16 protein-coding genes are annotated in these 18,825 nt (G+C 68.5%); 11 read left to right on the plus strand and 5 right to left on the minus strand.

Annotated elements, in window-relative coordinates; translation table 11 throughout:
* Positions 1-215 precede the first annotated feature (215 nt).
* Together D9V37_RS05290 and D9V37_RS05295 are read left to right on the plus strand one after the other, a co-directional pair.
* Entirely contained in the window at positions 216-1,391 is a 1,176-nt protein-coding gene (locus D9V37_RS05290) for an NHL repeat-containing protein (RefSeq protein WP_121805125.1), read from the plus strand.
* A 230-nt stretch (positions 1,392-1,621) separates the two neighbouring features.
* Complete coding sequence (locus D9V37_RS05295) at positions 1,622-2,821, plus strand: MFS transporter (RefSeq protein WP_121805126.1); 1,200 nt, start codon at positions 1,622-1,624, stop codon at positions 2,819-2,821.
* A gap of 291 nt (positions 2,822-3,112) precedes the next feature.
* On the opposite strand, the gene D9V37_RS05300 is transcribed toward D9V37_RS05295, so the two are convergent.
* Positions 3,113-3,970, minus strand: coding sequence for a nuclease-related domain-containing protein (locus D9V37_RS05300; RefSeq protein WP_158604381.1), 858 nt, complete (start codon positions 3,968-3,970; stop codon positions 3,113-3,115).
* A 367-nt stretch (positions 3,971-4,337) separates the two neighbouring features.
* On the opposite strand from D9V37_RS05300, the gene D9V37_RS20025 reads away from it, so the two are divergent.
* The 4 genes from D9V37_RS20025 to hxsC all read left to right on the plus strand — a co-directional run bounded on the left by D9V37_RS20025 (position 4,338) and on the right by hxsC (position 8,715).
* On the plus strand, positions 4,338-4,640 hold the full coding sequence (locus D9V37_RS20025; protein WP_147455872.1) for a hypothetical protein: 303 nt from the start codon (positions 4,338-4,340) through the stop codon (positions 4,638-4,640).
* A gap of 1,128 nt (positions 4,641-5,768) precedes the next feature.
* Complete coding sequence (locus D9V37_RS05315) at positions 5,769-6,080, plus strand: hypothetical protein (protein ID WP_147455874.1); 312 nt, start codon at positions 5,769-5,771, stop codon at positions 6,078-6,080.
* On the plus strand, positions 6,077-7,525 hold the full coding sequence (hxsB, locus tag D9V37_RS05320; RefSeq protein ID WP_198412390.1) for a His-Xaa-Ser system radical SAM maturase HxsB: 1,449 nt from the start codon (positions 6,077-6,079) through the stop codon (positions 7,523-7,525). The genes D9V37_RS05315 and hxsB overlap by 4 nt, the downstream gene beginning before the upstream one ends.
* Entirely contained in the window at positions 7,522-8,715 is a 1,194-nt protein-coding gene (gene hxsC, locus D9V37_RS05325; protein WP_121805131.1) for a His-Xaa-Ser system radical SAM maturase HxsC, read from the plus strand. The genes hxsB and hxsC overlap by 4 nt, the downstream gene beginning before the upstream one ends.
* Before the next feature lie 67 nt (positions 8,716-8,782).
* On the opposite strand, the gene D9V37_RS05330 is transcribed toward hxsC, so the two are convergent.
* Positions 8,783-9,535 (minus strand): potassium channel family protein, encoded by a 753-nt coding sequence (locus D9V37_RS05330; RefSeq protein ID WP_121805132.1) that lies wholly within the window; start codon positions 9,533-9,535, stop codon positions 8,783-8,785.
* A gap of 1,319 nt (positions 9,536-10,854) precedes the next feature.
* Positions 10,855-11,625, minus strand: coding sequence for a crotonase/enoyl-CoA hydratase family protein (locus D9V37_RS05335; protein WP_121805133.1), 771 nt, complete (start codon positions 11,623-11,625; stop codon positions 10,855-10,857).
* 34 nt (positions 11,626-11,659) lie between these two features.
* On the opposite strand from D9V37_RS05335, the gene D9V37_RS05340 reads away from it, so the two are divergent.
* From D9V37_RS05340 to D9V37_RS05360, 5 genes are all read left to right on the plus strand, one after another.
* On the plus strand, positions 11,660-12,271 hold the full coding sequence (locus tag D9V37_RS05340; RefSeq protein WP_121805134.1) for a sugar phosphate isomerase/epimerase family protein: 612 nt from the start codon (positions 11,660-11,662) through the stop codon (positions 12,269-12,271).
* Between the two features lie 132 nt (positions 12,272-12,403).
* The gene (locus D9V37_RS05345) at positions 12,404-13,663 is read left to right on the plus strand and encodes a Vgb family protein (protein ID WP_121805135.1); all 1,260 of its coding nucleotides are present in this window, start codon (positions 12,404-12,406) and stop codon (positions 13,661-13,663) included.
* A 67-nt stretch (positions 13,664-13,730) separates the two neighbouring features.
* Positions 13,731-14,453 (plus strand): enoyl-CoA hydratase/isomerase family protein, encoded by a 723-nt coding sequence (locus D9V37_RS05350; protein ID WP_198412391.1) that lies wholly within the window; start codon positions 13,731-13,733, stop codon positions 14,451-14,453.
* Entirely contained in the window at positions 14,450-15,568 is a 1,119-nt protein-coding gene (locus D9V37_RS05355) for a CoA transferase (protein WP_121805137.1), read from the plus strand. Before D9V37_RS05350 ends, D9V37_RS05355 begins: the two co-directional genes overlap by 4 nt.
* Positions 15,559-16,791, plus strand: coding sequence for an amidohydrolase family protein (locus D9V37_RS05360; RefSeq protein ID WP_121805138.1), 1,233 nt, complete (start codon positions 15,559-15,561; stop codon positions 16,789-16,791). The genes D9V37_RS05355 and D9V37_RS05360 overlap by 10 nt, the downstream gene beginning before the upstream one ends.
* A 41-nt stretch (positions 16,792-16,832) precedes the next feature.
* Here D9V37_RS05360 and D9V37_RS05365 read toward each other — a convergent pair whose 3' ends face one another.
* Positions 16,833-17,627, minus strand: a complete 795-nt coding sequence (locus D9V37_RS05365; RefSeq protein WP_121805139.1) for a crotonase/enoyl-CoA hydratase family protein — start codon at positions 17,625-17,627, stop codon at positions 16,833-16,835.
* Positions 17,627-18,415, minus strand: a complete 789-nt coding sequence (locus tag D9V37_RS05370) for an acyl-CoA thioesterase (protein WP_158604382.1) — start codon at positions 18,413-18,415, stop codon at positions 17,627-17,629. Before D9V37_RS05370 ends, D9V37_RS05365 begins: the two co-directional genes overlap by 1 nt.
* Positions 18,416-18,825 lie beyond the last annotated feature (410 nt).

Raw genomic sequence — 18,825 nt, forward strand, 5'->3', positions numbered from 1 at the left:
AACAACATCGACGGCGTCGCCGACGCCGCCAACACCACCACGCAGGCCCTGGCCCAGACGCAGACGGCCGTGGACGAGGTCGCCACGATGGCCAGCGCGCTGCGGACGTCGGTCGGCCGGTTCACCATCGCCTGACGGTGCTCGCGTCCGCCCAGCCGGGATCAAGCGGCATTCTCCGCCGTCGTCATTACCACCCTCATCGAGAAAGAGGACCCATGCGTCTCCATGCCCAGATCGTTCGCGTCACGGCCGCTTCGGCCGCCATCGCGCTGGGGGCAGCCGCGCTGCTCACGCCCACCGCCGCCACGGCCACCCCCCTGCATCCCGACAGCGCGATCCTCGTCTACGACGGCGGCGCGGGCCAGATCGTCGAGGTGGCCGCCGACGGCACGCAGAGCGTGTTCGCCTCCGGGCTCAGCACGAACTACTACCACCAGGGCCTGGCCGCGGACGGTGCCGGCAACGTCTACGCCACCGACGACGACAGCATCGTGCGCTTCGCACCCACGGGTGGGAGCCCGACGACCGTTCTGAGCGTCCCCGGCGCCCAGTTCACCGACGTCGGCGTGGACACCGCGGGCGACGTCTCGGCCTGGGACGCCTCCAGCTCTTCACTGGTCCGCAGGCTGGCCGTCTCCGGTCAGGTCGACACCATCGCCGTGAACGGGTGGGTGGGCCTGACCATGAACCCCTCGGGAACGACCTACGTCGCCAACCCCTTCGCGGTGTGGTCCGTGCCGATCGGCTCGACCACCGTCTCCTCGGTCCCGATCGTCAACCCCCTTCTCTTCATGCGTGCCCTGGCCGTGGCCCCAGACGGCGAGCTGTGGAGCGGTGGCGACCAGATCTTGCACCTGACGACGAGCGGGGCGTCCACCTCTCTGCCCACTGGGGGCATCTCCGAGGGCATCGGCTTCGACGCCGACGGCAACCTCTACTACGCCATGGGGGGTCCGACCGTCTCCGAGGTCCCCGCCGGCACCACCACACCCGTCGACGTCGCCACCGGCTTCACCAACGCCATGGACGTCCTGCAGGTGCCCGTGGTGCCCGCCGTCACCACGCCCGTCCCGGTGCCGACCACGCCGACGCCCACCACGACCGTGCCGGTGACGGTGGCCGTCTCCAAGGACCACCCCTCGAGCCGCCGGCTCGAGGTGAGCGTCGGGGGCTTCGACAGCGGTGAGGCCTACGTCGTCAAGCTGGGCAAGCGGACGCTGGCCACCGGCACGGCCAGCTCCAGCGGCACCATCACCGACGACGTCCGGGTTCCGCAGTGCCTGGGCGGCACCCACCGCATCAGGGTCGTCGGCGCCGCCGGTCACGTCGGCCGAGACGCCTTCCACGTCGATCGCACCGCACGCCACCGCTGCACCAAGCTCTACAACTGAGCCCGGCGGCCGCCCCGTCCCCTCGTGGGGACGGGGCGGCTCACAGCGTTCCTCGAGCTCGTCCAGCCGTTCCTTGAGCACCTTCCGCGGCTGATCGACCCCGCTCCACTCGCGCCGACGAGCCGGAGCCACCGCTGCCGCGCTGCATCGTGAGCCGGTGGTCCGTCGTCCAGCAGTGGCCGGACACCCATGGTGCGGGTGCTGCGCTGTCTCCACCCATACTCGTCGGCGTGTTGACGGTCCTTCGGCGCAGGGGTGTCCCCGCGCTCCTGGCGACCTCGTTCGTCGGGCGCCTGCCCACCTCGATGAGCGCACTCGCGCTGGTCAAACTCGTCGTGGCACAGGGAGGTGGTTACGCCTACGCCTCGGTGTTGTCGGCGTCCTACATCGTCGCCGGCATCGTGGGACAGCCGCTCCTGGCCCGTGCCGTGGACCGTACGGGGCGGCGCCGTTCCGTCATCTCACTGGCCGCCGCCATCGCCACCGTCTCCTTCGGGGCCACTGCGCTACTGGTCCAGCTCCCCGCCGGCGCGGTCGTGGCGGTCGGCGTCGCCGGCCTGTCGACGCCGCCGATCGAGCCGACCCTGCGCAGTCTGTGGACGCAGCTGTTCTCCCCTTCGCGCGACCTCGCCTCGGCCTACGCGGTGGACGCGGCGGTCCAGGAGCTCTGCTTCATCGCGGGCCCGCTCCTCACCGCGCTCGGCATCCTCGCCTTCGGCGCCAAGGGCAACGTCATCGCGATGGGCCTGGTCGGGCTGGCCGGTGCACTCGCGCTGGCAGCCCACCCACGGCTGCGGGCGGTCCCGGCTCCCCGTCTCGACCGGGAACGGGCCCACGGCACGCCGCTGGGGTCCGGCGCCTTCCGCCGGCTCCTCCTCACCACCACGGGTGCCGCGGTGCCGGTCGGCACCCTCGTCGTCCTGGCGACCGCCTTCGCCGACTCCCACGGCGAGGCCGGCCTCGGCCCCGGGGCCGTCGCCCTCAACGCCACGGGAGCACTCGTCGGGGCACTGCTCGTCGCCCGCTTCCCCCTGACGTCGGCACCGGCCCGCCTGCTGCGCCCGCTGGCGATCGCCCTCGGCGTCCTCTACCTTCCGCTGGCGGCATGGCAGGCCCCCTCCGTCGTCTGGCTCGCCGCTGCCCTCGTGTCGGGCCTGACGTTGCCACCACTGCTGACGCAGGTGTTCGCCCAGACCCCGTTGACGGTGCGCGCCCACCACGCGAACGAGGCCAACGCCTGGGTCGTCAGCGCGTTCGCCGTGGGGGCTGCCGCCGGCACCCTCCTGAGTGGGTTCTCGCTGCGGTGGCACGCCACCCGAGGGATCGGGCTCGCCATCGGCATCGCAGTCGTGGCGACCCTGCTGGGGGCGGTGGCGGCCGCTCCGGCGATGCTCACGCCCAGACCGCTCGCGGAGGTCGACTCCGGATGAGAAGTGATCAGCGCGCGAGGTGGTGGTGGAGCTGAGGGGATTCGAACCCCTGACCTTCTCATTGCGAAGGTGCCCGGTGAGGCGAGGACTGCGGTTCAGCGCACTACATACAACTCATTGATGCCACTTCGCTGCCCGTGTTGCGCCGTCGGGGGGCACCAGGGGGGCACGCCGCAGGAGACCGTGACGACCCGCCTGAGACGGATTGTCATGGTGTAAAGAGGCGTCGACCTGCCGACTCGCTTCGTCAAGATGGACTCCACTCCGCCGCCTCAGGCGCGCAACTTCCGGTTAGGCGGGTGGGAGGGCGCCTGCGAGAGCGCGGTGGATCGTGGTGATGGTCTCGACACACAGAAGCCCGTCTGATTTGAGTCTTGGGTACAGCTTCTTGGGCCAGAGCGCTTCAACCCCTCGGGTGGTGAAGGACCCTCCGATGAGGGGCCAGTCGGCCTCGACGAAGCAGAGGATGCCGTAGATCGGGACGGAGTCGTCTAGGTGGTCGCGGACGATTTTGACCTGCTTAAGGACTCCGTCGACCACGGGGGTGCAGTTGCGTGTCCCGACGAGTAGCTTCTCAACTCGGGGGCGGAGAAGTCCGCCTTCGATCTTGAGGTGGGGGCGGCCTCGGTACTTCTTGGCGTCGATGACGTAGACACCGGTGGGGGTCACGGCGAGATGGTCGATGTTGGCACGGGCGCCGGGGATGCGGCGGTCGTGCAGGACCCGGATCCTGTCGTTGGCGAACTCGTTGAGTCGCTGACCCAGCCGCTCCTCTCCCACGGCCCCGGTGTTCCAGGCCTTGGTCGACTGAGGGTCTTCGCTCAGCTTGTGGATAAGACCTCCGAGTTTGGGATGCGCAGTGCGGATCAGTTCTTCCCGACGGACGCTACGACGTTCGAACTCGCGTCGGGCCGAGGCACCGGGTGTGCCCACCTCGACCTCACTCGCGGGCGGAGCTGCCGGCGCAGCCATCTCGCTCTCGGTCGTGGGCAGTGTCGAGGTTTCCTTGTGAACGGCACAGCGGACGGTCTTGCTTGCGCGTTCGTAGATCGCTTGGGTCTGCGCTGGCAGCGCAATGCCGCACACTCGGCAGGTGCCGGCATAGCGAAGGCGCATCCGCTTCTCGCCGTGGACGGGGTTTACCTGCACGGCCGAAACGTAATCGCGACCGAGCTGTATGCGCAGCCAAACGGCTGCGCGCCTTTTGGCTTTCCACAGCACCGTCCGTGTCAGCAGCTGGCGGGGCTTGACGTCAGGGCTTCGAGTGCCTCGTCGTGTCCGCGACGAGCGCGACGTGGCCTCGCGTCCTCGTCGCGTGAGGTACTCCATGTCCAACCCGACGCGTCTCTTGCCATTTCAGCCGATGTCGATGAACACCGCACAGCGGCCGCGGTCTCGTTCTTAACCAGGTACGCCGAGCACACCCACCAGCTGTATGCCTACCGGGGGGTCTGCTGCACGGATAGGTGACATCTGACCTGCGTCGATCCGTATCGGCGCTGGAAGGATGTGCACCATGCCGAAGGCGATTCCTAGAGAGTTCCGCCAAGACGTGATCCGGGTCTATCGGGACTCGGATGCCTCGATGGCTCAGGTTGCGATGGAACCGTCGCCGCTGACGAAGGCAGCGTTCTCGGCCAGCACCAGTGCGATCGCGAACCGGTTGGTCACGAAGTCCTACAGGGCAGCGTTCGTAGCGGTTTCCTGGATGGACTCGAACGTGAAGGTGTCCAGCCTGGCAAGCTTGTACCGGATCAGCGTCTTGCTGCTGACGGTCACGCCGCTCTCGGTGATGTCCACGCCTTCACCGACCCAGTAGGTCGTCGGCAGGCGCCCTCGGACGGGATCGCCAGGTTGGCCGGCATGTTGCTGATCACCGTGGCGGTTTCAGGGATCATCGAAGGCTGTCGAAGACGCCTTCGTCAGCCTCAAGGCGGGCCTGCTCAACGGCCAGACGACATGGACCGACGAGCCATCGTTTGATGTCGAGGAACCCCTCACGTTTCTGTCATGCGGCGGCCGATGGGCCGACCTCAAAACGCAGACCGCCCGGCGACCCAACGCCGACTAAGTCGCGAAGCGTTGAACGAAAGTCTCTCAACGAGCCCGGTTTCGCAGACCTATGCGGGTTGCGACTGGGGTCGATGTCATTCGGTAGGGTCGGCCGAGGTTCGACAAGTTCTTACCGATTCACCGCCGTCCTGCTTATGGTTTGGCTCATGACCGGGCCGGTGATCCTGCATCTTGACGAGGCTGTAGCGGCGCTAGTCGCAGGTACTGGCACTCCCGCTGCGGTCGTCAAGACAGATCAGGCGTCCGACGAGGCTCGCGACGACATCCACCTTTACGCCGTGGCACGAACCGAGTCAGGTCCGGTCGTCACGGGCCACGTCTCACATTCTTCCCATTCATCTGGCTCGGGCTCCGTGGGTCATGGCTCTCATACCTCGCACACGTCGCACACGTCGCACACGTCGGGGTCATTTCACAGCTCCCACGGCTCGCATGTGTCGGGCGCGCACTCTTCGCATGGTTCGAGTGTGCCCACGCAGGCGCCGGTGGTACCGGCTCCGACCCCAAGCCCCACGCCGGCGCCCCATCTGGTGAGCACGCCCAGCAGCAGACCTACCCGGTCTGCATCGCCCACGCCTGCGCCTGCCGCCACACCACCAAGTAGCTCTGCTGCTCAGTCGCCGTCCTCGAGTCCCACATCAGCAAGCGGCGCCAGCGGCAGCGACAGCTCTGGGAAGTCGGGCGGTGGATCGGGTGCGTGGGCGTGGTTTGTTGTGCTGGCTGGGGGCGGCGCCGCTATTTGGTGGCGCCGACGTCGGAAGCGCACCTCGTGAGCGGACTTAGCGGAGGGGAGCCCGGTTTCTCGCAGATCGATAAGACTGAGCCGGGCGCCATCACTATGAGGTGGCACAGCTCGACCACGCCACTGGAGGCCGTGGAACGCGCGCTCTACGCGCTTGCCGATCAGGTGACCGGCAGCGTTGCGGACCGCGACGGGAAGTGGGTCCTGACCGCGCATCCGCGAGCCGCGCGGGCTGACCTTACGGCGCTCGAGCACCGGCTTCGTCAGGAAGTCAACGATCAGACGCTGCGGGTCAAGATCGCCCAGCGCACTGATCCGCTCCGCAACCTGGTGTTTGCGCTGGCCTTCTCGCGGGCGCCACTCGCCCACTCAAGGTCTGAAAATGGCGGATCAGCAGAGACCCATCCGACGGAGGAAGGCAACTCAAGGGGGGCTTCCTCGTGACCCGGCTTCTCTTCGACTCCGCTCAGACGCAGGTCTCTTCCTGGGAAGTGCTGCCGATGCGCTTCCACGCGCTGTCCAGCGACCGTGTCGTGGTGACGAACTTGGTGGGCGAGCATGTGGTGCTGCCACGCGCAGAGCTGGACGAGGTGGTCACCGGCGGCAGGCCTGCACCAGCGACGATCACCGCGATGCGCGCACGACAGATGATTCGCGCGCCCGAGGACACGCTGCCGCTTGAGCTCCTGGCGATGAAGCTCCGCACCCAGAAGCGTCGCCTGGCTGAACTGACCAGCCTGCACATGTTCGTGGTGACCCTGCGCTGCGAGCACACCTGCCGCTACTGCCAGGTCTCACGTCAGGCCACCGGCCGCGGCGAGTTCGACATGACACAAGAGACGGCCGAAGCCGCCTTGGGCCACGTCTTCGCCTCACCGTCGCAACAGTTGAAGATCGAGTTCCAAGGCGGGGAATCGCTGCTCAACTTCGACCTGATCAAGTGGGTTGTCCTGCGCGCTGAACAACTCAACCATGACGAGCAGCGTGACCTCGCCTTCGTGATCGCCACCAACCTCGCTCTGGTCGACGACGAGATGCTCGACTTCTGTGCAGAGCACCAGATCGTGCTCTCGACCTCACTCGACGGCCCCGCAGACCTGCACAACCACAACCGACGCCGGCCCGGCCAGGACTCCTGGCAGCGAGCGGTTGAGGGCATCCGACGGGTGACCGCGCGCCTGGGACCCGACTACGTCTCAGCGTTGATGACGACCACCGAGGAGAGCCTCGATCAGCCTGAAGCCATCATCAATAGCTACGCCGAGCTCGGGCTGACCGGCATCTTCCTACGCCCCATCTCGCCCTACGGGTTCGCGCTACGTCTGCGCGGCGGCGGTCGCTACGACACCCAGCGCTGGCTGGAGTTCTACCGGCGCGGCTTGGCGCACATCATCGAACTGAACCGGGCCGGGACCCCGATGACGGAGATCTACGCCGCCATCATCGCCAAGAAGATGTTCACCAACGACGACCCTGGCTACGTCGACCTCACCTCGCCGGCAGGCATCGGTATCGGCGGCATCGTCTACAACTACGACGGCGGCATCTACGCCTGCGACGAGGGACGCATGCTCGCCGAGACCGGCGACCAAACCTTCAGGCTCGGCACCGTCCACGACTCCTGGGCCGACATCATGGGCAGCCACAAGCTGCTCGACCCGCTGTGGGAGTCCTTCACCCTCTCCGTGCCCGGCTGCGACCAATGCGCGTTTGAACCATGGTGCGGCGCAGATCCTACGTTCCACCACGCCACCCAGAACGACTTCGCCGGCCACAAAGCCCTCTCCGCCTTTTGCGCCCGCAACACCGGCATCTTCACCTACCTCGTCGAGCTCGCCGACTCCGACTCGTTCGTCAAGGACTTGCTTTACTCCTGGGCCCACCGATGATCCCGCTGACAGGCCGCACCACCACCTCCAACTGGACCCACCCGGCCACCGACGTCTGGCAAGTCGCCGATGCCGCACATGCCGAGGCAGGACACCACGCCGTGCTCGTTCGACCCGGTGAGCCCACACCACAAGGAGCCGGGCTGTACGTCACGACAGATCCGCAGGTTGCCGGACCAGGTCCCACGCTGCATCTCCCGGTGAAGCTCAGCCACGTCGACGTCGGTGACGTCCTGGCTGTCACCGACGACGGCTCGCGGGTGAGCGTGGTGTGGAAGGCAAGCGCCGTGCACAACAGCATCCTGCTCACCGAGCGATGCGACCACTACTGCCTGATGTGCAGCCAGCCACCTAAGGAACGGGACGACTCTTTCCTCTACGAACGCGCACGACGCATCATCACCGCACTACCAGCAACCGCCCGAGCGCTGAGCCTGACCGGTGGCGAACCAACCATCGACCCCGACGCCTTCCTCGGCTTGCTCCGCCACATCGCGCAGGCAGCCCCAGAGCTGTCGACGCACATCCTCAGCAACGGACGCCGCTTCGCCGACCCGCAATTTGCGCACTCCTACGCGAGCGTTGAACTGCGTGACGTGATGGTCGGGATCCCGCTCTACGCCGCCGACCCCAGCCTGCATGACTACATCGTCCAGGCCGAGGGCGCCTTCAGCGAAACCGTCAAAGGCATCCTCAACCTCACCGCCGCTGGAGCAAGCGTCGAGATCCGCATCGTGCTGCAGAAGACAAACATCGACCACCTCGGCGAAACAGCCCACTTCATTGCCCGCAACCTCCCGTTCGTCAACCAAGTCGCCCTCATGGGCTTGGAAATGACTGGACTGGCCAAACCCAACCAGAACCTGGTGTGGGTCGACCCGCATCACTACCGCGCCGAGCTCAAAGCTGCTCACCGCATCTTGACCACCGCCCACGTGCCGACGCGCATCTACAACCACCAGCTGTGCGTGCTGGAGCGTGAACTGTGGCCCGCAGCGGTCCAATCAATCAGCGACTGGAAGAATGCCTACCCAGTCGAGTGCGAGCCGTGCGTGGTGCGGGATCAATGCGCTGGTGTGTTCACCACATCGGGGACGAGACTGAGTGCCCACCTCGAACCGATCACGAGAGATACGAATAGCGACAGGCGCACTCTCAACGAGAAGATCGCGCAGTCAAGCCGCGGGTAGGACTTCTATTCGGCCCTGAGCGCTGTTGTTCGTCTAGGGCAGCCGCCGCTGACCGAGATCCGGTCGCTCAGGGCGGCGGTGGAGCATGCTCGTCCGGCTCGATTGACGCCAAGCGTTGCCTAACCTGCTGCAACTCACTCAGCACCCGCTCCAGGTCACGACGGGTCTCCGTCTGTTCGGCTCGGTCGATGCTGCTGAGGTGCGACAGCAGCCAGTTGGCAAACGACGCCGTGACCACGGCCAGGAGCGCCATTCCGGCGATCATCAGCCCCGCAGCGACGAATCGTCCCGTCGTCGTCACGGGGTACTTGTCGCCGTAGCCCGTCGTGGTAATCGTGGCCAGCGCCCACCAAAGGGCGTCGCCGAAGTTCCTGATGTTCGCTGTCGTCGCTCCGCGTTCGGCGTCGAGCATGGCCAGCGCCGAGACGAACACCAGCAGGCTCGCAGCACCCAGCCCATAGATTGCGACGCGGTTGCCGAGGCTCAGCTCGGCTCGACGGTTGATGACCTTGAGCACCGTCAGCAGTCGAAGCAGACGCAACGGTCGAAAGATTGGTACTGCGACAACGACTAGGTCAACGACGTTTCCACGTACGAACCCAGCACGGTCCCGGCTCAGCACCAGTCGCGCGACATAGTCGACGGCGAACATCACCCAGGCGACCCATGTGACAACACTGCACGCAGCGCCCACCGCATCGGACCTGATCGCAGGCTCGAGAATCGGCCAGGCGTAAGCGACCAAGAACGCCAGGGCCGTGATCGTGAGAGGCGCGTCGCTGAGGCGCTCCCATGCCGACCGAGCCGGTTCAGCCTCCACCCACCGAGAGTAGGCGAAAAGCCTTATTCAGTTGCGGCACTTCCGCTCATTGCCTAGCTGTCGGAATGCGACTGAGTAGCTCACTCCGGCGCCGGCAACGGCCATGAGGGAATGAGGACGGTTGGCCGCAACCGCTTAATCGTCTGCGCATCCAAAGTCGATGCGGGCCTTCTTCCCCTTGGGCGGGAGCGAACTCCTTCCGACGCGCTCTTTGGTGCCGGGTCCGGCACTTTGATGGACGCGCCGAGCGGTAGCGAAACCCCACGAAAGGGCCTAGGGGGTGTCGCAGCCTAATGGAGGACACCTTGGCGCGCGCGCCCTTGGAGCCGGCTTCTGGAGGTACGTCGAAGAGCGATAATGCGAGGGTGCTTACAGGAGTAGCGGTCGGTGCCCTCGTTGCAGGATTTGGTCAGGTCGTGAATGCCTGGCTGCAGGACAGGCGGCGCGTCAGGCGGACACTGCGAGAGGAACGGCGACGCGCTTACGTGGGAATGATTGGTACCTCTGCGCAGTTTCAGGCCACCTGGAACGCAAAGGAACATGCTGGGAACGGCTCCGAACGACTCTCGCGCGAACTTGTGGACGCTCGCAAAAAGGCCTCACAGGTTCGACTGGTGGCCCCGTCCGCTACGGCCGGTGCTGCCGAGAATCTGCTCGCAGCGCTGGTATCTCTGGACCAAGGCAACGGGTCGTCGACCGATGTTGAGAGTAAGCGGAACCTATTTCTGCGACTGGCGCAACATGACCTGGGCATCCAGGTGTGATGGACAATCATCCTCAGTTTCGGCATGCAACGCGACCTGTATGCGGAGCAACCAGGCGCAGTACGGCCACATGCAGTCGACGACATACATCGGACATTGTTGGACCCGAGCCAGGCGTGGCCACGCACAATCACGTGATGCGGGACCAGCCCAGCGAGCGGCCAGCGCTCGACAGGCCTCATCGTCAACCATGTCCAGCACCCCCGCAGTCGGCGCGGCCATTGAACAGATTCATCGGCTAGATCGCGAGCTGCTGCAGGACCTTGACGGTTCGGCGCGCCCGAGGACCCGCAAAGCGAGCCCCCGCGGTCGATGATCCCGGGAAATCCTGGAGGGCCAACACGGAGCAGCGCAGCCCTCTGCCTTCTGCATTACGACCAGAGCCCCCAGCGAGGCTGGCACCGGTTAATTCCGAACTAGCGAGCTGCCAATCCGACAGCTATAACAACCTCCGCCAGCGAGTCTCGGCAAGGTACAAACGATCAGGTCAACTTGCGTCCTCTGCGACTGCCAAGTGAAGTGGACCGACGGCCAGCAGCAGACCGATGTGCATAGTCAGCTTGCACTCCAGCGCGGTACCCGCTTCTCGACGAACGCGCGCACGCCCTCGTCGAAGTCCGAGGACGCGGCGACCTCGCGAACCAGGCGATTCGAGAGCTGCCAGCGCTCGGCGTCGGCGCGGTCTCCGGCGCCAAGGACCCCTTCACGCGTCGCGCGGACGGCCAGTGGGGCGTTGCGGTTGATCCGGGCGGCGAGGGCGCGGGCATGCTCGAGCGCGGTGCCAGCCGGGCAGAGCTGGTTGAGCAGGCCGGCGGCGTGGGCCTGCTCGGCGGTGACGGTGTCGCCGGTGAGCAGCCACTCCATCGCCAGGGGCTGCGACACACGCTCGGGGAGCCGGAAGAGGGCGCCGCCGCCGCACACGTTCGAGCGGCGCACCTCCGGGAGCCCGAAGGTGGCGGAAGCGGACGCGACGACCAGGTCGCAGGCGAGGACCATCTCCATGCCACCGGCGAGAGCCGGGCCCTCGACGGCGGCGATGAACGGCTTGGTCCGCTCGAGGCGGACGAACCCGCCGAACCCGCCGCGACGGGTGTGGATGTGGTGCGCCCTGCCCGCGGCCAGCTCCCTCACGTCGGCGCCGGCGCAGAAGACGTCGGCGCCACCGGTCAGGATCCCCACCCACACCTCCGGGTCGGCCTCAACGCGGTCGACGGCCGTCTCGACGGCTCGTGCCGTGCTGGCGTCCATGGCGTTGCGGACCTGGGGGCGGTCGATGGCCACGACGGCGACGCGGCCTTCGTGGTCGACGTCGTAGTGCACGCTCATGGCAGTATCTTTGCAAAGTTGGAAAGGAATCAGCATGCGCGAGTACGGCGTCAGCCGTCTGGCGATGCGCGAGGACGGCACTCGTGCGGCCGCCGAGCGTGCTGCTGCCGCGGGATTCGCTCACCTCGAGGTCACCGCCGCCGACGAGACGGACGGGCTTGCGCTCCCGGTCGGCGTGCGTCTCGGCCGGCCTTGGTCCAGCTGGGCGTGGCCGGCGCCACCGGCGGGCGCCGACTGGAAGCGGACCGCCGAGCGGCTGCGCACGGTCGAGGGTGTCCCCCGAGTGGAGCCGTGGGTCGGCTCGGTGCTGGGTAGCACGGAGGCAGTCCTCCGCATGGCGGAGGAGGTGCCCGCACTGCGGATCGTCCTCGACACCGGGCACGTCGTCACATGGGGAGGCGACCCGCTCGACCTCGTGCACCTCGCCGACCACGTGCAGCTGCGCGAGGCCGCGCCGGGTCGACCCCAGCTGGCCGTCGGCGATGGCAGCGTCGACTTCCGGGCCCTGCTGACGGCACTGGACGGCTCGGCCTACGACGGCTCGCTGAGCGTCGAGTACGTCGACATGCCGCGCCACGGCCTGCCCCTCGACGACCCGTTCGGCCATTGCGTCGCCCTTCGAGACTGGTTGGTCGCTGAGCTTTAGAGCGTTGCAATCTTGTTAAAGATTGCTTACGTTACTCGTGGCAGTGGTCACAGAGCGACTCGGGTGTGACGCCGGGCCCACCTGCAGTCGCGTCCACGACCTCGGAACCTCTCCCAGCAGGAAGGCACGCACGTGCGACTGACCAAGAAGAGGGCGCTCGCGATCGGGGCCGTCGCCTCGTCCATCGCGCTCGCCGCGACCACCCCGGCTTTCGGCGACGGGTCCCCGCCCGGTGGCACGGGTGCGACCGCAGCGGCGAGCGCGCCGTTCGCCACCAACGCCCCCGGCATGAAGGTCGGCACCCAGAAGTTCCCCGACGGCTCCGGCCCCATCTACGAGTACCCGGCATTCGGCACCATCGGCGGTTTCTCGTGCGAGGTCACGACCGCCAACAACGGCGACCTCATCACCGACGAGTTCCTCGGCAACAAGATGGGCCGCGTCGACCCGCACACCGGGAAGACCAGCGAGATCCCGCTGGACAATGCGGTCGGGCTTCCCGGTGGTCAGAATCGTGGCCCGGACGGCGACATCTGGTTCGGCGAGGTCGCCGGCAACGGCCTGGGTCGAGTCGACCCCGAGACCGGCACCGTCAAGACCTACCCGTTCCCGTGGGCCAACGTGATGGTCACGACCGGGCTCGACATCCCCTCGGTCATCAACACCGGGCCCGGCGTCTCTTTCGACACGACCTGGGCCAAGGACGGCAAGCTCTACTTCACCATGATCGGGCTGAATGCGATCGGCAGCTACGATCCGACCAGCGGTGAGTGGAAGAAGTACGACATTCCCACGCCCCTCTCCGGACCAGTGGCCATGGAGGAGGGTCCGAACGACACCGTCGCCATCACCGAGGGCATCACCAACAAGGTGGCCCTCTTCGACGTCGACTCCAAGGCCTGGAAGGAGTACCCGATCCCGACCACGGGAGCCGGTACCACGTTCCCCGCCGGTCTCACCGTGTCGCCCGACGACCGCACCCTTTACTTCGGCGAGACGCTGGCGGGCAAGGTCGGCCGGCTGGACCCGGCAACCGGTCAGATCAAGGAGTACGACCTCGAGGCGGCCCGGGGCGGTCCGCTGGGCAGCATCCTGACCAACGGGCTCAACGGCAACCCGCTGTCGAATCCCGGGCAGATGCGCTTCGGCAGCGACGGCAAGCTCTACATCGTCAACGGCACGTTCACCGGCGGCGGTCAGCTCGGCCAACTCAACGTCAGTACGGGCGAATACCACGAGATCAACACTCCGACGCCCGTGGCGATGCCGTGCGATCTCAACAACACGGTGCCCGGGAAGATGATTTTCGCCAGCTTCTTGAGCAACAAGGTGGCCTACCTCAACATCCCCAACACGGTAGACGTGAGCAACACCTACCCGCGGTTCGGCTGAGTCGCACCGCGTACCGATCGCCGGGCTGCCCTCACGGGGGCGGCCCGGCGTCACGATGATGGGTCCGATGAACCCTGCGCCCGCCGCCACCACCGTGCTCCAGCACGTGCTCGACGCGACCGCGGGGCTCGAGGTGGCCGACGCGCTCGTGATCGAGTCACTTGCCTACTCCGCGCTGCTCTCCGGTCGGGCGTTCGGCTCCTGGCGGGAGTCACGACCACGCCGCACGATTGCCGCCGCCACGCAGGACCCGGTACTGGTGCGGCGCGAGGGGAACGGCCTGCACGTCACGCTCAACCGACCGGAACGGCGCAACGCCTTCAGCAGCGCCGTCCGCGAGGGTCTGCTCGACGCGTTAGCAGTCGCCTCGGCGGATCCCGCCGTCCGCCGGGTGGTGCTCGACGGCGCCGGTCCGGCGTTCTGCTCCGGCGGCGACCTCGACGAGTTCGGCACAGCGGCGGACCCGGTGGCGGCCCACCTGCTCCGAGTCGAACGGAGCGCCGGGCTGGCCGTGCACCGGCTGCGCGACCGGGTGTTCCCGGTCCTGCACGGCGGGTGCGTCGGGGCCGGGCTCGAGGTGCCGGCGTTCGCCGACCACGTGGTGGCCCGCGCAGACGCGACGTTCCGGCTGCCGGAGCTCTCGATGGGGTTGATCCCGGGAGCCGGCGGCACGGTCAGCATCCCGCGGCGGATCGGGCGGGAGCGATTCACCCGGCTGGCAACCACCGGTGAGACCATCGACGCCGCGACCGCGCTCTCGTGGGGCTTGGTCGACGAGGTCGTGCCGTGAGCACGCTGGAGGACTGGGCCACGTCGGGCGCGCTGGCCCTCACCGGCCGCACGGATGGGCCGCCACTCGTGCCGCCGGGGCGGGCAGCCAGCGTGGTGCGCGAGCAGCTCGCCGGTCTCGGACTCGAGGTGCCGGGCCTCTTGGGCGAGCGGGCGGCGTACGCCGGACTGCGGCGTCGTGGCCCGCGGTCGTGCGGCGGCGCTTTCCGCGTGCTGCGAACCCTGGACGGCCACGTCGGATTGACGCTCGCGCGGCCCGAGGACGAGGCCTTGGTGCCCGCACTCGTCGAGCAGGACGTCGGTGAGCCCTGGGCGGGCCTCGCGGCGTGGGCTCGACGCACCACCACGAAGGTGGCGGCCGAGCGCATGGAGCTGCTGGGACTGCCGGGCGGCGCGGTGCCGACACTCGCACCAGGACCCGCCGTGCGGACGGAGGTCCTCGGCGAGCGGCAGCCCTCGACCAGTCCGCTCGTCATCGATCTGACGAGCATGTGGGCCGGTCCACTCTGCGCCCACCTGCTGGGTCTGACGGGGGTGCGGGTGATCAAGGTCGAGAGCAGCGCCCGACCCGACGGGGCCCGCGGTGGTCCGGCCGCCTTCTTCGACCTGCTGCACGCCGGGCACGAGCAGCTGGTGCTCGACCTTCCTCGCGAGCTCGACGTGCTACGGCGACTCGTGGCCGAGGCCGACCTGGTCCTGGAATCGTCCCGGCCGCGAGCATTGCGCCACCTCGGCCTGATGGCCCACGAGGTGGTCGCCGCCGGGACGTCGTGGCTCTCCATCACCGCGCACGGACGCTGCAGCCCATCGGTCGGCTTCGGCGACGACGTCGCCGCGCGGGCCGGCCTGGTGGTGGGGGACGCCGACGACCTGCTCCCGGTATCCGACGCGATCGCCGACCCACTGGCCGGAGTGGCGGCGGCCATCGCCGCCAGGGATGCACTCGCCACGACCGAGGCACGCCTGGTCGACGTCTCCATGCTCGGCGTTGCGGCCTGCGTCGTCGAACCCGCCGCGGAGGGCCGAGTGGTCCGTGACGGCGAGGGGACGTGGTGGGCGGAGGACGCGACCGGTCGCTACGCCGTGCGAGAGCCCCGGGAGCGACCGTGCTGCTGACCCATGTCGAGCTCGACGGAGCCCTCATCGACGCCCGGGTCCTCGACGCCGCGGTGGTCGAGGCCGGAAGGCTCCAGCCCCGCGCCGGCGAGGAGGTGCTCGACGGTCGCGGCGGGGCCCTGATCCGAGGTCTCCACGACCACCACCTGCACCTGTACGCGCTTGCGGCCGACCGAGGCTCGGTCGACTGCTCGTCGGGCCTCGCGGCACTCACCGGCGCGCGGCCGGGCAGCGACGGGTGGGTCCGTGGAGTGCGCGCCCGTGAGTCGGTCGACCGCGCCGTCCTCGACGCCCTCGTCCCTGACCGGCCGGTGCGGGTCCAGCACCGCGGCGGCAGCCTGTGGATGCTCAACAGCGCCGCGCTCGCGCGGGTGCGCCTCGATGGGTCGGACGACGTCGAGCGTGACGAGGATGGTGCGCCCAGCGGCCGGCTCTGGCGGTACGACGCGCGACTGCGCGCTGCGTTGCCCACCACGCCGCCCGACCTCGGGCCGGTGCTCGCCGAGCTGACGTCGTACGGCATCACCTCGGTGACCGACGCGACCCCGGGCCTCGACGCGGGCGTCGTTAGCCACCTGGCCGGCCTCGATCTGCCGGTCGCCGCCCTCGGCGATCCCGCCGGCGCGGCGCCGTGGAAGCTGCTCCTCCGCGATCACGACCTGGTGTCGTTCGACGACCTGCTCGAGACCGTGCGGCGGCGCCGTCCCCGGCCGGTGGCCGTCCACTGCGTCACCCGTGAGTCGCTGTTGCTCACCCTGGCGGTGCTAGACGAGGTCGGCCGGGTCCCCGGCGACCGGATAGAGCACGGTGCCGTCGTGCCGGACCCGGCCGCGCTGCGCGGACTGGTCGTCGTGACCCAGCCGGCCTTCGTGACCACGCGGGGTGAGGACTACCGGCGCGACGTCGAGCCTGACGACCTGCCGCACCTCTACCGGTACCGCTCGCTCCTCGACGCAGGCGTTCCTGTCCTGCCGAGCAGCGACGCGCCGTACGGGCCCGTGGACCCGTGGGTCGTCATGAGGGCCGCGCGCGACCGCGTCCTCGGGCGCCCGGAGCGGGTCGACGCCGCGACCGTGCTGCGTGGCTACCAGCACGGTGGCAGCGGCCTGGTGCTGCTGCGCACCGGTCTGTCCGAGGCGCTCGACGCGCTCGACTCCGCGGTGGTGCGGGCCTCGTGGTCAGTGCCCCGGCGTCCTGCGGGGAACAGCACACCCGGGAGGTAGCGGGCCCGTCCGAGCGCGTCTCGGACGACGAGCCCCTCCGCTCACCGCCCGGACCAGTGCGGCGCGCGTCTCTCCACGAATGCGCGCGCGCCCTCGGCCGCATCGTCGCTGCCCAGGACCACCTCCATCGACGACTCGTTGAGCGACCACGCGGCGTCACCCCAGTCGCTGCCGGCATGTGCCGCGCGGTGCAGCATGCGCTTGGTCTCCTGCACTGCCAGGGGTGCGTTCGACGCGATCCGCTGCGCCAGGGCCACGGCCTCGGTGAGCGCCGTGCCAGCCGACGCGACGCGGTTGACCAGGCCGAGCTCGTAGGCCCGCGCGGCGCAGACCGGCTCACCGGTCAGCGCGACCTCGGCGGCGACCTTGAACGGCACCTGTCGCTGGAGCCGGATCAGCCCTCCGGCCGCAGCCATCAGCCCACGCCCGACCTCCGGCAGGCCCAGCGCCGCATCTTCGTCGATCACGACGAGGTCGCAGGCGAGCACGATCTCCGTGCCGCCGCCGAGGGCGAAGCCGTTGACGGCCGCGACCACCGGCTTGTCCAGCCAGTGGCGGACCAGTCCGGCGAAGTCCCAGTCCCGGTGCCCGGGCACGTACGAGTCCTGGCCCGATGCCATCTCCTTCAGATCCGCGCCCGCGCAGAATCCCCGACCGGCCCCGGTGACGACGACGGCCCGCACGTCGGAGTCGGCCTGCGCCTGCTCCAACGCTTCGCCCACCGCAGTCGCCAGGGCCCGGTTGACGGCGTTCATCGCGCGCGGGCGATTGAGGGTGACGATCGCGACGTGGCCGTCGTGCTCGACGAGGACGGGCGGCTCGGACTGCTCGCCCATCACGCTGCCTCGTGCGGGCTGTAGCGGGCGAGCCCCTCCTGAGAGGTCGTAGCGCACAGGAACCCGTCGGCGTCGTAGACGCGGCCCCGGCTCAGGGTGCGACCACCGCCCGCCCAGGATCCCTCGACGTCGTAGAGCTGCCAGGCGTCGGCGCGCAGCGGCGCGTGCAGCCAGACTGAGTGCGTGATGGTCGCGGTGAACAGGCGGGGGTCGTGGATCGAGAGCTTGTGGGGCACCAGGGCGGCCGAGATCATCAGCAGGTCCGAGAGGTAGGTCAGCCCGGCCTCGTGGACCGGGAGGTCGTCCGGCAGAGAGCCACGGACCCGGAAGTAGGCCCTGATCCTCGGCGCAACACCCAGGCTCGAGTCGAGGAGGGGGCCGTCGTCGACGAATCGCAGCTCCACCGGCAGCCGCGTCATCACCCCGTCTGCCCAGGCGCGCAGCGGCTCGTTGCCGGTGCCGCAGTCCTCGGGCCCCGGTAGGTCCACGCCGGGGCAGTCGGCCGGGAGCTGGTGCGACAGCCCGTCCTGCTCGCACTGGAACGACGCGCTCAGTGCGAAGATCTGCCGACCGTCCTGGAACGCCTCCACCGACCGCGAGCTGAAGGACCGGCCGTCGCGCGCAACCCGGACCCGGTACAGCACCGGGAGCCTGGAGTCGCCGGCGTCGAGGTAGTGCGCGTGCAGGCTGTGCATGCGCCGGTCGGGTGGCACGGTGGCGGCTGCCGCCATCACGGCCTGGGCCGCGACCTCACCCCCGTAGAGGCGCAGTCGCTCGGGTGCCCCCACCCTGCTACGGAACGTGAGTGGTTCGAGTCGCTCGAGGTCCAGGCGCTCGAGGAGCGGCGCCTGCTCATCACTCGTCAAGCCCGTCCGGCACCGTGTCATCGCTGTCACATCAGCCAATTTATCGCAGGTATCTTTTAAAGTATATATGCCTTAGGTTGAACCCACCCACCCAGAGGGCCACGTGACCGAGCGATCCCGCGCACCACAACACGACCAGGAAGCCGGGCGAGCGCGGACTCACAGCGCCCCGCCGTGTGCCGACGGGGCCGGGCGTGGTTCGACCGCCGCGGCCACGTGCAGGAGGACCACGATGACGAGGACTGAGATCGGAGCACCGCCATGGATCTGAGCAGGTCGACCGCCATCGTGACCGGGGGCGCGAGCGGCATCGGTGCCGCCGTCGTCCGCCA

Origin of the sequence: Nocardioides mangrovicus, assembly GCF_003674065.1 — a bacterium.
Taxonomy (GTDB): Bacteria; Actinomycetota; Actinomycetes; order Propionibacteriales; family Nocardioidaceae; genus Marmoricola; species Marmoricola mangrovicus.

What these genes read in the sequence shown, in the direction of transcription:
- D9V37_RS05340 (WP_121805134.1), top strand. Translation starts at nt 11,660, where the DNA reads ATGCGCGAGTACGGCGTCAGCCGTCTGGCGATGCGCGAGGACGGCACT.
- D9V37_RS05335 (WP_121805133.1), bottom strand. Translation starts at nt 11,625, where the DNA reads ATGAGCGTGCACTACGACGTCGACCACGAAGGCCGCGTCGCCGTCGTG.
- D9V37_RS05290 (WP_121805125.1), top strand. Translation starts at nt 216, where the DNA reads ATGCGTCTCCATGCCCAGATCGTTCGCGTCACGGCCGCTTCGGCCGCC.
- D9V37_RS05365 (WP_121805139.1), bottom strand. Translation starts at nt 17,627, where the DNA reads ATGGGCGAGCAGTCCGAGCCGCCCGTCCTCGTCGAGCACGACGGCCAC.
- hxsC (WP_121805131.1), top strand. Translation starts at nt 7,522, where the DNA reads ATGATCCCGCTGACAGGCCGCACCACCACCTCCAACTGGACCCACCCG.
- D9V37_RS05350 (WP_198412391.1), top strand. Translation starts at nt 13,731, where the DNA reads ATGAACCCTGCGCCCGCCGCCACCACCGTGCTCCAGCACGTGCTCGAC.
- D9V37_RS20025 (WP_147455872.1), top strand. Translation starts at nt 4,338, where the DNA reads ATGCCGAAGGCGATTCCTAGAGAGTTCCGCCAAGACGTGATCCGGGTC.